General features: G+C 62.4%; 10 protein-coding genes and 1 pseudogene. 10 read left to right on the forward strand and 1 reads right to left on the reverse strand.

What is annotated here, in order from left to right; genetic code table 11:
• Positions 1–7 precede the first annotated feature (7 nt).
• From ACVWVY_RS16260 to ACVWVY_RS16305, 10 genes and pseudogenes are all read left to right on the forward strand, one after another.
• Positions 8–613: a TetR/AcrR family transcriptional regulator gene (locus tag ACVWVY_RS16260; RefSeq protein WP_456627312.1), complete on the forward strand. Its 606-nt coding sequence runs from the start codon at positions 8–10 to the stop codon at positions 611–613.
• Positions 614–764: 151 nt separating this feature from the next.
• Entirely contained in the window at positions 765–1388 is a 624-nt protein-coding gene (locus tag ACVWVY_RS16265) for a flavin reductase family protein (protein WP_456627313.1), read from the forward strand.
• A 158-nt stretch (positions 1389–1546) separates the two neighbouring features.
• Complete coding sequence (locus ACVWVY_RS16270) at positions 1547–2542, forward strand: L,D-transpeptidase family protein (RefSeq protein WP_456627314.1); 996 nt, start codon at positions 1547–1549, stop codon at positions 2540–2542.
• A gap of 94 nt (positions 2543–2636) precedes the next feature.
• The gene (locus ACVWVY_RS16275; RefSeq protein ID WP_456627315.1) at positions 2637–3413 is read left to right on the forward strand and encodes a potassium channel family protein; all 777 of its coding nucleotides are present in this window, start codon (positions 2637–2639) and stop codon (positions 3411–3413) included.
• A gap of 210 nt (positions 3414–3623) precedes the next feature.
• Positions 3624–4872 (forward strand): annotated as a pseudogene (locus ACVWVY_RS16280) (SMP-30/gluconolactonase/LRE family protein).
• Between the two features lie 216 nt (positions 4873–5088).
• Complete coding sequence (locus ACVWVY_RS16285) at positions 5089–5355, forward strand: hypothetical protein (RefSeq protein ID WP_456627316.1); 267 nt, start codon at positions 5089–5091, stop codon at positions 5353–5355.
• Between the two features lie 256 nt (positions 5356–5611).
• Entirely contained in the window at positions 5612–7879 is a 2268-nt protein-coding gene (locus tag ACVWVY_RS16290; RefSeq protein WP_456627317.1) for an acyl-CoA dehydrogenase, read from the forward strand.
• Positions 7879–9162: an acetyl-CoA C-acetyltransferase gene (locus ACVWVY_RS16295; protein WP_456627318.1), complete on the forward strand. Its 1284-nt coding sequence runs from the start codon at positions 7879–7881 to the stop codon at positions 9160–9162. Before ACVWVY_RS16290 ends, ACVWVY_RS16295 begins: the two co-directional genes overlap by 1 nt.
• Before the next feature lie 2 nt (positions 9163–9164).
• Positions 9165–11258: a 3-hydroxyacyl-CoA dehydrogenase NAD-binding domain-containing protein gene (locus ACVWVY_RS16300; protein ID WP_456627319.1), complete on the forward strand. Its 2094-nt coding sequence runs from the start codon at positions 9165–9167 to the stop codon at positions 11256–11258.
• On the forward strand, positions 11255–11683 hold the full coding sequence (locus tag ACVWVY_RS16305; protein WP_456627320.1) for an acyl-CoA thioesterase: 429 nt from the start codon (positions 11255–11257) through the stop codon (positions 11681–11683). The genes ACVWVY_RS16300 and ACVWVY_RS16305 overlap by 4 nt, the downstream gene beginning before the upstream one ends.
• A gap of 3 nt (positions 11684–11686) precedes the next feature.
• Here ACVWVY_RS16305 and ACVWVY_RS16310 read toward each other — a convergent pair whose 3' ends face one another.
• Positions 11687–12118, reverse strand: coding sequence for a glycine zipper domain-containing protein (locus ACVWVY_RS16310; protein ID WP_456627321.1), 432 nt, complete (start codon positions 12116–12118; stop codon positions 11687–11689).
• Between the last annotated feature and the right edge of the window lie 11 nt (positions 12119–12129).

The raw sequence follows: 12129 nt of genomic DNA on the forward strand, positions 1-12129 counted from the left end.
AGCTGACATGACGCTGATTTCGGAACACATCGAGACTGACACCCGGGAAAGGATTCTCGTGGTGGCGGAGCGTTTGTTCCGGCAGATCGGCTACCAGAAGACCACGGTCGCCGACATCGCCAAGGAACTGCGGATGAGCCCCGCCAACGTCTATCGCTTCTTCGATTCGAAGAAGTCGATCCACGAAAGCGTGGCGCGGACCCTGATGGGCGAGGTCGAGATCGAGGCGCGGCGGATCGTGGCCCAGCCTGGTCCGGCGAAACCCCGCCTGCGCGAGTTGCTCAAGACCATCAATCGGATGAACACCGAGCGCTATGTCGGCGATTCCAAGCTGCACGAGATGGTCGAGATCGCGATGGAGGAGGACTGGGACGTCTGCGTCGCCCATATCGAATGCATCACCGGCATCATCGGCGAGGTGATCGCACAGGGCGTGGCGTCCGGCGAGTTCGAGGCGCCTGACCTGCCATTGGCGGCGCTCTGTACCTGCACGGGCATGATCCGCTTCTTCCACCCGCAGATGATCGCGCAGGCTGTCAACAAGCCCACCGCAACGATCGACCAGATGACGGATTTCCTTTTCAGGGCCCTTGAGCCGCGCAAGGCGAATTGAATTGTTCGCTACTTGACACCGCCGTCATTGCGAGCGAAGCGAAGCAATCCATTGGCTCCGCGCGACGTGGCGTGGATTGCTTCGTCGCTTCAGCGCAAAATTGCTCCGCAATTTTGTCGCGAGCTCCTCGCAATGACGGAAGAGTCCCAGCGTGACCGACAAAGACCTGCACTATTACGAGCCGAAGAACGGCCACGGCCTCAGGCACGACCCCTTCAATGCGATCATCGCGCCGCGCCCGATCGGGTGGATTTCCTCGCGCGACGGCTCGGGCAACGTCAACCTGGCTCCCTACAGCTTTTTTAACGCCTTCGCCTATCACCCGCCGATCATCGGCTTCTCCTCGACCAACTGGAAGGACAGCGCGGGCAATATCCAGGATACCGGCGAATTCGTCTGGAATCTCGCCACCATGGATCTGGCGAAACAGATGAACGCGACCGCGGCCCACGTTGCCCGCGATGTCGATGAGTTCAAGGTCGCAGGCCTTACGGCCGCACCCTGCAAACTCGTCAACGTACCCCGCGTGGCGGAAAGCCCGGTCGCGTTCGAATGCAAGCTGACGCAGATCATCCAGTTGCAGGGCGCCAATGGCGAAAAGGCGCCGGCCTGGCTGACACTGGGCGAAGTCGTCGCCGTGCACATCGACAAGGCCTTCATCCAGGACGGCGTCTACCAGACCGGGCTCGCCCGCCCGATCGTCCGCGCCGGCCGCCGCGGCGACTATTTCGAGATCAAGCCGGAAAACATGTTCGAGATGATCCGGCCGGATTGAGCGCCGAATGTAAAGTGTAGCCCGGATGAGCGAAGCGACATCCGGGACCTTCGCGCGGTTTACCCCCGGATTTCGCTTCGTTCATCCGGGCTACGCGGCTTCCTCTTGGAACTCCGCACCGTTCAAATCCTTATCAGATGTTGTTTCGGAGATTGCCAATGATCCGCTTGCTCGCCGGGTTGATCCTGCTTGCCTGTCTCGCCCCTCCGGCCTTCGCAGGCCCCGACGCGGCATCGATCAACAGCGCGGAATTCAAGGGCAAGGTGCCCGCCGACGACAAGATCAATCCCGCAATCGTCAAGGCGCAGGTGCTTCTCGACCGCGCCAGCTTCTCGCCCGGAGAGATCGACGGCAAGCTTGGTGAAAATGCCGAGAAAGCCCTGAAGGCGTTCGGCGAAGCCAAGGGTCTGGCCGCAGGCAAGCTGACGCTAACTCCTGAAATCTGGGCCGCCTTGTTAGCCACCAGTTCGGATCCGGTCATCGTCGACTACAAGATCACCGAGAAAGACGTGAAGGGACCGTTTCTGCAGAAACTCCCGGCAAAGATGGAAGATATGAAAGGGTTGAAATCGCTGGACTACACCAGCCCGCGCGAAGCCATCGCCGAAAAGTTTCACATGAGCGAAGCGCTTCTCGAAGCCCTCAACGCCGGCAAGAAATTTGACCAGGCCGGCCAAACGATTTCGATCGTGAACGTCATGAAGACGGAGGCCAAGCCAGTCGTCGCACGCCTCGAGGTCGATAAGACCGCCCAGACGGTGAAGGCCTTCGGGAAGGCCGGCGAACTGATCGCCTTCTTCCCGGCCAGCGTTGGAAGCGACGAGAAGCCGACGCCGAGCGGTGTGCTCAAGGTGACCTCGATCGATGCGCGACCGAATTACCGGTACAACCCGGACTACAAGTTCAAGGGCGTCAAATCCAGTGAAGCTTTTACGATCAAGCCCGGCCCCAACAACCCCGCAGGCACTCACTGGATCGGACTTTCAGCCGAAGGATACGGCATTCACGGGACCCCCAACCCGTCGAAGGTCAGCAAGTCGGAATCACACGGCTGTGTGCGCCTTACCAACTGGGACGTCGACAGGCTGGCGAAGCTCTTGAAGAAGGGCGCCGAGGTCGCATTTGTCGAGCGCGAGGCAGCGAACAAGAAGTGACGCCCTGCCTGCGGCAGTTTTCTGAATTTCGAGTCCTCCTCGCCACCAACCATCATTATTTGCAATGATGCGCGCAAGCGGTGAAGATGGCGTCATGTCGTTTGCAGCATTCCGGAACACCGTTCGACATCTCTACGAAGGCGCGACGCCGGAGGGCTTTCGCTTCCGCTATGCGCTACTGGCATTCGATATTGTCACCGTCCTGTTCATCATCGCGACGTCGTTTCTCCCATCGAACGACGTCACCGAAGCGCTCGATGTGCTGTTCGGTGTCGTGATGCTCGCGGATTTTGCCGCGCGGCTGCTCGTCAGCCGGCATCGGCTGCGCGATTTCACCCATTTTTCGACCTGGACCGACATCGTCGCGATCATTTCGTTTCTGGCGCCGCTTGCAGGCGAAGCCGGTGGCTTTCTGCGGGTTTTGCGGACATTGCGGTTGCTGCGCGACTACCAGATGCTGGCCCGGCTGCGCGAGGACAGCACGTTTTTCCGGCGCAATGAGGAAGTGATCTTTGCCGTCACCAACCTTGCGGTATTCATCTTCGTGATGACCGCGATCGTTTACGAAACCCAAAAGTTTCGCAATCCGCAGATCGCGAACTATGCGGACGCACTGTACTTCACCGTGACCGCGCTGACGACGACGGGCTTTGGCGACATCACGCTGTCGGGGACGACCGGGCGCATGATCACGGTCGTTATCATGATTTTCGGTGTCACGCTGTTCTTCAATCTCGCCCGCGCGCTGTTGACCCCGCACAAGGTGCGGTTTGCCTGCCCGACCTGCGGACTGCAGCGCCATGACAGTGATGCGGTGCACTGCAAGGCGTGCGGCACGGTGCTGAATATTCCCGACGAAGGTTTGACATAGCGAAGCGCCGCCTGCCCACCCGAGTCGCGCGCCGGCCGGCTCCGCCGCCGCATTGGGCGGAGCCTCCGACGGACAAGGTAATGCCATCTTGCCTTGCGAGCTTCAGCCGCGAGAAAAAATCGAAAGCATCTCTCGCAACCGGAAGCGGACCAGAATAACCTCAAGTGGCCGAGCCGGATCAACGGCTGGCACAGACATTGGGAGGATGCGATGCAACAATCGGAACAGCGCGATCCAGAAACCACGATATCACGACGAACGCTTGTCCACGGCCTGGCGGTATGGCGCCGGCGCCACCGTGGCGGGGGCAAGCGCCGCGCTAGCCCAAGGGGCAGCCCAAGGCGGCCCTCCAGCCGGCCCGGCGGCGCCGCCGTCGACGATCACCAGCCCGCCGCGCGATTTCAGTCCGCGCGGCGCTCCGACCACCTATTTCTGGGACCCCGACATCATCGCGGTCGATCCGTCCTTCAATGACCTCGCCCAGCCTAACACGGCGATCAAGCGCCTCCACACCGGTGTGTTGTGGGCCGAAGGTCCGGCCTGGAGCGCGCAGGGCCGCTATCTCCTGTGGAGCGACATTCCCAACAACAGGCAGATGCGATATTCCGAGGATGATGGCCACGTCAGCGTCTTCCGCACGCCCACCAACAACTCAAACGGCAACTCGTTCGATTTCCAGGGCCGCCAGCTCTCCTGCGAACATCTCACCCGCCGCGTGGTGCGCTATGAGCATGACGGCACCGCGACGGTGCTGGCTGATAATTTCGGCGGCAAGAAGCTCAACTCGCCGAACGACGTCGTCGCTCATCCGGACGGCAGCTACTGGTTCACCGATCCGCCCTATGGCGGCCAGCTCTATGAGGGTGAGCCTGACATCGCGGGCGGTCCGAGCAATTCCGGCGGCAAGCTCAATCCGCGGATCGGACAGCCGGCAGGCTTCGTGCCAGGCAAGCGCGAACTGCCGACCAATTGCTATCGCATCGATCCCTCCGGCCGCATCGACCTTGTCGTGACCGAGGAGCAGGTGCCGGATCCCAACGGCCTCTGCTTCTCACCCGACTACAAGAAACTGTACGTCGCCTCTACCGGCAAGGGACCGGGCGACACCGGTGCCGGCGGCAAGGGCGACATGTTCGTGTTCGACGTCGGCACTGACAACAAGCTCAGCAACCACAAGCGGTTCAGCGACTTCATGGTTGATGGCGTGAAATGCGGACCGGACGGCATGCGTTGCGACGTCAACGGCAATGTCTGGGCCGCAAGCAATGCCGGCCGCGCGGTCGGTTACAGCGGCGTGACGGTATGGTCGCCGGAGGGCAAGCTGCTCGGCCGGATACGCCTGCCCGAGGTATGCGGCAACGTCACCTTCGGCGGGCCGAAGCGCAACCGCCTGTTCATGGCCGCGAGCCAGTCGCTCTACGCTGTGTATACGGCAACGCAGGGCGCGGGACCCGGCTAGCTCGTTCCGCCTTGCCACGTCATTCCCCGATGCGCAATTGCGCATCGGGGCTCACGCTTAGCGGCCCGGAATGACGAAAGGGCCATTCATTCAAATTCGTCACAAATTCGCAACCGGCAGCCAACCCTTTGGGCAAAAGCCGGGCAGGTCTAAACCCGGCTTTTATGGCATGAGGTGCACCCTCCTTTTCAAGAAAAAGGAGAGGCTTGCGTACCAATGCCCGTATTCAAGTATTTTACCGTCGTAGGATCGGCGCTGTTCGTTTTGCTGTTTATTTCGAATGCTTATCTCACTGATGACGACAGCAATTTGCGGTTTGACGGATCGCTGTACGACAGCGCGCTTTACGCGCCTCGCGTGGAGGAAACCCGGACAACTGCGGAGCTTCGCTTTACCCGCGATGTCACGCCTGCCGTTCGCGTTAGGGAAGTGTTTGCCGTGTTCGTCCCCAATGAGCGACGACGCAACAAGCGTGATTCATAACATCGCTTTGCCCGCGGGTTGAGACCAGCGGGCACTCCAGACGGTAACCATCTGGTAACATGGCCTGCCACTAACCGCCGGACAATACAGCGATTTTGGAACGGGTTCGGGCTTCCGCCGTTATCTCCCGGTTTATCAATTTCGCTTCATTCCCGATGCGATCCGTCCCCGAAACCCGTGCGTTTCAGCTAGAATGAGCCGTCGTTTGGCCCAGGTGAGGCGCGACGTCGCACCGCGCAGACCAGGAGAGTTCGCCATGAGCTTCCGCCGCGATTTCATCAGCAAACCGATTTTCTCCTGGGCGCGCGGCGTGTTGCCGGCGATGTCCGATACCGAGCGCGAGGCGCTTGAAGCGGGTGATGTCTGGTGGGACGCCGATCTCTTTACCGGCAATCCCGACTGGTCGAAATTGCTGGCTGTTGCGCCAGCCATTTTGACTGAAGAAGAAAAGGCCTTTCTCAATGGCCCCGTCGACGAACTCTGCGCCATGCTCGACGAATGGAAGATCAATTGGGAATGGCGCGATCTGCCGCCGGAGGCGTGGGCCTTCATCAAGCGCCACAAATTCTTCGGCATGATCATTCCTAAGGAATTTGGTGGGCTCGGCTTCTCGCCCTATGCGCATTCCGAAGTGGTGCGAAAACTTTCCTCGCGCTCGCTGACCGCGGCCGTCACCGTGATGGTGCCGAACTCGCTCGGGCCGGGCGAACTCTTGATGCGCTTTGGCACCAAGGAACAACAGGATAGGTGGCTGCCGCGGCTCGCCGAAGGCGCCGACATTCCCTGCTTCGGCCTCACCAGCCCGGAAGCCGGCTCCGATGCCGCGTCGATGGTCGACACCGGCATCATCTGCAGGGGTGATTTCGAAGGCCACGAAGTGCTGGGCCTGCGCCTGAACTGGCACAAGCGCTACATCACGCTGGGGCCGGTCGCGACGCTGCTCGGCCTCGCTTTCAAGGCCTACGATCCCGATCATCTTGTGGGCTCTCAGGAAGAGCTCGGTATTACCGTCGCGTTGATTCCGACCCATTTGCCCGGCGTCGAGATCGGCCGCAGGCATCTGCCGGCAATGCAGGTGTTCCAGAACGGCCCGAACTGGGGCCGCGACGTGTTCATTCCGATGGACTACATCATCGGCGGGCAGGAGCGGCTCGGGCAGGGCTGGAAGATGCTGATGACGGCGCTCGCCGCCGGCCGCGGCATCTCGCTGCCGTCGCTGTCGGCCGCGGGTACCGCCTATGCGGCGCGCACCACGGGTGCCTATGCGCGCATCCGCGAGCAGTTCGGCATTTCCATCGGCAAGTTCGAAGGCATCGAGGAGCCGCTGGCACGTATTGCCGGCACCGCCTATCTGCTCGATGCTGCGCGGCGGCTGACCTGTGCGGCGCTCAACCAGGGGCATCATCCCGCCGTCATTTCCGGCATCATGAAGCTGCACGCCACCGAGCGGATGCGGATCGCGATCGACGACGCGATGGACATCCATGGCGGCAAGGCGGTGATCGACGGGCCGCAAAACTATCTCGGCAATCTCTATCGTTCGGTGCCGGTCGGCATCACCGTAGAGGGCGCCAATATCCTCACGCGAAATCTCATCGTGTTTGGCCAAGGCGCGATCCGGGCTCATCCATTCCTGCTCGACGAAATGAATGCACTGGGTGAAGCGGACCGTGCCAAAGGCCTCGACGCCTTCGACACGGCGTTCTGGAATCACGTAGGCCACAGTTTTAAAACCATGTTCCGCGCCTGGGGTCGAAGCTGGAGCGGTGGCCTGTTCGCACCTGCGCCAGATGCCGGCGAAGCGACGCGGTTCTATCGCCAGCTTTCGCGCTACTCTTCGGCATTTGCCTTGTGTGCAGACATGGCGCTGCTGACGCTGGGTGGCGCGCTCAAGCGCAAGGAAATGCTCTCGGCGCGATTCGGCGATATCCTGTCCGAACTCTATCTGTTGTCGGCAGCGCTGAAACGCTGGCAGGACGAGGGACGACAGCAAGCCGATTTCGCCGCACTCGAATGGTGCATGGCAAGTGGTTTCCGCACCATCGAAAACCGCTTTGCCGAAATCCTCGCCAACCTGCCGAACCGGTTCGTGGCAGTCATCCTGAAATTCCTGGTCCAGCCGTTCGGCGCAAGGGTGACGGGCCCGTCCGACCTCGTCGTGCATCAATGCGCGCAGCTCGTGCTGGAGCCGTCGGCGGCGCGCGACCGGCTGACATCGGATCTTTCCGCGGTCGACGATGATGGCGGCGTTGCGCGGCTGGAGAAGGCGTTCCTTCTGGTCACGGCGTCGGATGATGTCTCCAAGCAGATGCACGCCGCGCGCCTGCATGACTGGAAAGAGGCGGTCAAGAAGGGCGTCATCACCCAGGCCGACGGCGAGAAGCTTCAAGCGGCGCATGAAGCCGTTGCGAAGGTGATCGAGGTCGACGATTTCGCAGCCGAAGCATTGTCGCCGATTTACAGGAAGGGTGCCGACGTGCATCAATTCTTCCAGGAACTGGGTGAACAGAGGGCGGCGAGCTGATGTCGCGATCAGTCTTTATCGTTGACGGCAGCCGGACGCCGTTCCTGAAAGCGCGCTCCGGTCCCGGGCCGTTCACCCCGGTCGATCTTGCGGTGCAATGCGGCCGGCCGCTGTTGGCGCGGCAGCCTTTTGCGGCCAACGCTTTCGACCAGGTCATCCTCGGCTGCGTCAACGTCATTGCCGACGAGATGAACCCGGCCCGGGTCGCCGCGCTGCGGCTCGGCATGGGCGAGAAGATGGTCGCGTTCACCGTGCAGATCAATTGCGGCTCCGGCATGCAGTCGATCGACACGGCTTACCGCTACATCCGCGAGGGCGTCTCGGACCTTATTCTTGCCGGCGGTGCCGAAGCGCTGAGCCACGCGCCGCTGGTGTGGCCGCAGCAGGGCGTGCGCTGGTTCGCAGGGTTGGCCGGCGCCAGGGGTATCGGCGCAAAAATCATGGCTGCGCTGAAGGCGAGGCCGAGTTATTTCAAGCCGATCATCGGGCTGGAGCGTGGACTCACCGATCCCATCACCGAACTCAACATGGGCCAGACCGCCGAGGTGGTCGGCCATCTCTTCGGCGTTACCCGCGCGCAATCGGACGCTTATGCCGCCGAAAGCCACAAGCGGCTGGCAAGAGCGCAATCGGAAGGCTGGCTCAAGGGCGAGGTCGAGACGGCATTCGCCCGCGACGGCAAGTTCTACGATCACGACGATGGGGTGCGGCCAGACTCGACGCCTGAGTCGCTGGCGAAACTGAAGCCGGTGTTCGAGCGTCCCTGGGGCAAAGTCACCGCCGGCAATTCCTCGCAGATCACCGACGGCGCGTCCTGGGTGATCCTGGCTTCCGAAGAGGCCGTCGCCAAATACGGCCTGACGCCGAAGGCGGTCATTCTCGACAGCCAGTGGTCCGCGCTCGATCCCGGCATCATGGGCCTCGGTCCGGTGCTGTCGGCAACCGAGCTGTTGAAACGCAACGAGCTGACGCTTTCCGATATCGAGACCTGGGAATTGAACGAGGCGTTTGCGACCCAGGTGCTGGGCTGTCTTGCCGCCTGGAACGACGAAAAATTCTGCAAGGAGATTCTCGGCCTCGATGGCGCGGCCGGCGAACTCGACCGCACGAAACTGAACGTCGATGGCGGCGCGATCAGTCTCGGCCATCCCGTGGGCTGCAGCGGCAACCGTATCGTGCTGCATCTTGTCAACGCGATGAAACGATTGGGCACCAGGCGCGGCATCGCCACCGAATGTATCGGCGGCGGGCTGGGCGGCGCGATGCTGATAGAGACGGTGTGATCATGGATTCACAGATCATGGACGTTCTCGGCGATCGCGTGCTCGAACTCGGGCCGAAGCCTGATGCCGATGGGCCATACAAAAATTTCAAGCTGACCCGCGACAGCGACGGCGTCGCCTGGCTGTTGTTTGACCGCGCAGGCGCCAGCGCCAATACGCTTTCGGCGGACCTGATCGAGGAACTCGACAAGGTGCTCGCCGAACTGGAAAGCCAGCGTCCCACGGGCCTCGTCATCCGCTCCGCCAAGACATCCGGATTCATCGCCGGAGCCGACGTCAACGAATTCCGCGGCGCCAGCGATCCGGGCGAGGTCGAGCTCGAGATCGGCCGTGCGCATGCCGTGATCAACCGCCTGGAAGAATTGCGGCTTCCGACGGTCGCTGTGATTCACGGCTTTTGCCTCGGCGGCGGCCTCGAAGTCGCGCTGGCCTGCCAGATGCGGATTGCGATCGAGGACGCGCGGTTCGGTTTTCCCGAGGTGATGCTCGGCCTGCATCCCGGCCTCGGCGGGACCGCGCGCTTCACGCAGCTCGTCAATCCGATGCAGGCGATGCCGCTGATGCTGACCGGCAAGACCATAGATGCGCGCAAGGCAAAGTCGCTCGGGCTGGTCGACGCCGTGACGCAGGAGCGACACGTCAATAATGCGGTAAAGGACGCCGTGTCCGGCCGCCTGAAGCCCGCGCGGCCGGGGATATTCAATACCGTCTTCGGCTTCGGTTCTGTCAGGGGCTTTGTCGCCTCGCGCATGCGCAACGAGGCCGCCAAGGCCGCGCCGGAAGCGCATTATCCCGCGCCTTATGCGCTGATCGATCTCTGGGAAAAGCATGGCGGCGACCGGTTGGCGATGCTGCGCGCGGAGCAGCCGTCGTTCGCCAAATTGATGGTGACGCCGACCGCGCAGAACCTGATCCGCGTGTTCTTCCTGCGCGAGCAGATGAAGAAGCTCGCAGGCAGCGGCAACAAGATCGAGCACGTTCACGTCATCGGCGCCGGTGCGATGGGCGGCGACATCGCCGCCTGGTGCGCTGGCCAGAACATGCGGGTCACGCTCGCCGACATGAAGGCCGAGCCGATCGCAAGCGCGATCAAGCGCGCCGCCGATTTGTTCGGCAAGATCCTGCGCAAGCGCACCGCTGTGCGCGATGCGCTGGACCGGCTGATGCCGGACATGCAGGCCGAGGGCGTCCGCAACGCCGATCTCATCATCGAGGCGGTGCCGGAAAAGCTGGAGCTGAAGCAGAAGGTTTATGCCGGTCTCGAGCCTGTCATGAAGCCAGGCGCGATTCTTGCCACCAACACCTCAAGCATTCCGCTGCAGGATCTGCGCACCACGCTGCAGCGGCCCGAGCGGCTGCTGGGGCTGCACTTCTTCAATCCGGTGTCGCGGCTGCAACTCGTCGAGGTCGTCAGCCATGACGGCACCGATGCGCAACTCCTGAAGGAGGCGCTGGCGTTTGTTGGCGCCATCGACCGGTTGCCGCTGCCGGTAAAATCCTCGCCCGGCTTTCTCGTCAACCGCGCGCTGACGCCCTACATGCTGGAAGCGATGGTGATGCTCGACGAGAAGGTCGACAAGACGGTCATCGACGCCGCAGCTAAGAAGTTCGGCATGCCGATGGGCCCGATCGAACTGGCCGATCAGGTCGGCCTCGATATCTGCCTCGATGTCGGGGACATGCTGCGCTCGAAGTTCGGCGACATGCTGCCGCCAACGCCGGCCTGGCTGCGAGAAAAGGTCGCCAAGGGCGAACTCGGCCGCAAGACCGGCAAGGGTTTCTACACCTGGAAGGACGGCAAGGCCGACACCGGCGGCATGTCCGTGATCGCGGAGCCGTCGGCGGAAATGATCGACCGCCTGATCCTGCCGATGTCGAATGTCTGCGTCGCCTGCTTGCGCGAGGGCATCGTCGACAACGCCGACGTGGTCGACGGCGCCGTCATCTTCGGCACCGGCTATGCGCCGTTTCGTGGGGGTCCCCTAAATTACGCGCGGACGCGTGGTGTGGAGAACGTGGTCGCGACGCTGGACACCCTGACCGACAAATTCGGCGGCCGGTTTACGCCGGATGCGGGCTGGGAGACTTTCAAGTGACCGAAACCCATGTGCACACACCGGTCTCAACCGAGACCGAGCCGCGCGGCGATCTCTGCATCCGCACGCTGGCGATGCCGGCCGACACCAACGCCAATGGCGACATCTTCGGTGGCTGGCTGCTCAGCCAGATGGATATCGGCGGCGGGGTGTTCGCTTCCAAGATCGCCAAGTCGCGCACGGTGACGGTTGCCATTGAAGCGATGAACTTCCGCAAATCCGTCTATGTCGGGGATCTCGTGTCCGTCTACGCCAATCTGGTACGGGTCGGGCGCACCTCGATCACGGTCCATCTCGAAGCATGGATCGTGCGGCGCAAGGAGTTGCAGTCGATCCTGGTGACCGACGGCAACTTCACTTACGTTTCGATCGACGATAACGGCCGTCCGCAGCCAGTCAGCCCGGACGGCGTGATCACGACCTGAAACTTACGGGCAGGGACGCTCGTAGCCGTCACGGCCAATGAACGTGCCACGGCGCGGATTGTAGCTCGGCGAGCGCATGCAGCGCGGCGTATCGTCATAAACCCGCGCCGGTGGTGCGTATTGCGCCTGGACACCGCAGTAACGCGGCGAAACGGCCTGCCAGCCGCCGGGTGTTTCGACGTAGCAGCCGCCCTGATACCAGCGATAGCCGCCGTCCCGGGGTTCGCCCTGGGCACCGATCGCGGCGCCGGTGCCTGCGCCGACGATGGCGCCGATCGCAGCCCCGCGACCGCCGCCGATCGCGCCGCCGACGATGGCGCCCGCGGCGCCGCCGAACAGCGCGCCCCCGAGCGTGCTTTCCTGCGCCGCCGCCTCCTGGAGCGGTGCGCAAACCGCAAGGGCAACCAGCATCGAGAGCGCGAATTTCGGCATCATGTCAGTTCTCC

Source organism: Bradyrhizobium sp. URHC0002, from assembly GCF_054059515.1.

What these genes read in the sequence shown, in the direction of transcription:
- ACVWVY_RS16260 (WP_456627312.1), top strand. Translation starts at nt 8, where the DNA reads ATGACGCTGATTTCGGAACACATCGAGACTGACACCCGGGAAAGGATT.
- ACVWVY_RS16270 (WP_456627314.1), top strand. Translation starts at nt 1,547, where the DNA reads ATGATCCGCTTGCTCGCCGGGTTGATCCTGCTTGCCTGTCTCGCCCCT.
- ACVWVY_RS16275 (WP_456627315.1), top strand. Translation starts at nt 2,637, where the DNA reads ATGTCGTTTGCAGCATTCCGGAACACCGTTCGACATCTCTACGAAGGC.
- ACVWVY_RS16285 (WP_456627316.1), top strand. Translation starts at nt 5,089, where the DNA reads ATGCCCGTATTCAAGTATTTTACCGTCGTAGGATCGGCGCTGTTCGTT.
- ACVWVY_RS16290 (WP_456627317.1), top strand. Translation starts at nt 5,612, where the DNA reads ATGAGCTTCCGCCGCGATTTCATCAGCAAACCGATTTTCTCCTGGGCG.
- ACVWVY_RS16295 (WP_456627318.1), top strand. Translation starts at nt 7,879, where the DNA reads ATGTCGCGATCAGTCTTTATCGTTGACGGCAGCCGGACGCCGTTCCTG.
- ACVWVY_RS16300 (WP_456627319.1), top strand. Translation starts at nt 9,165, where the DNA reads ATGGATTCACAGATCATGGACGTTCTCGGCGATCGCGTGCTCGAACTC.
- ACVWVY_RS16310 (WP_456627321.1), bottom strand. Translation starts at nt 12,118, where the DNA reads ATGATGCCGAAATTCGCGCTCTCGATGCTGGTTGCCCTTGCGGTTTGC.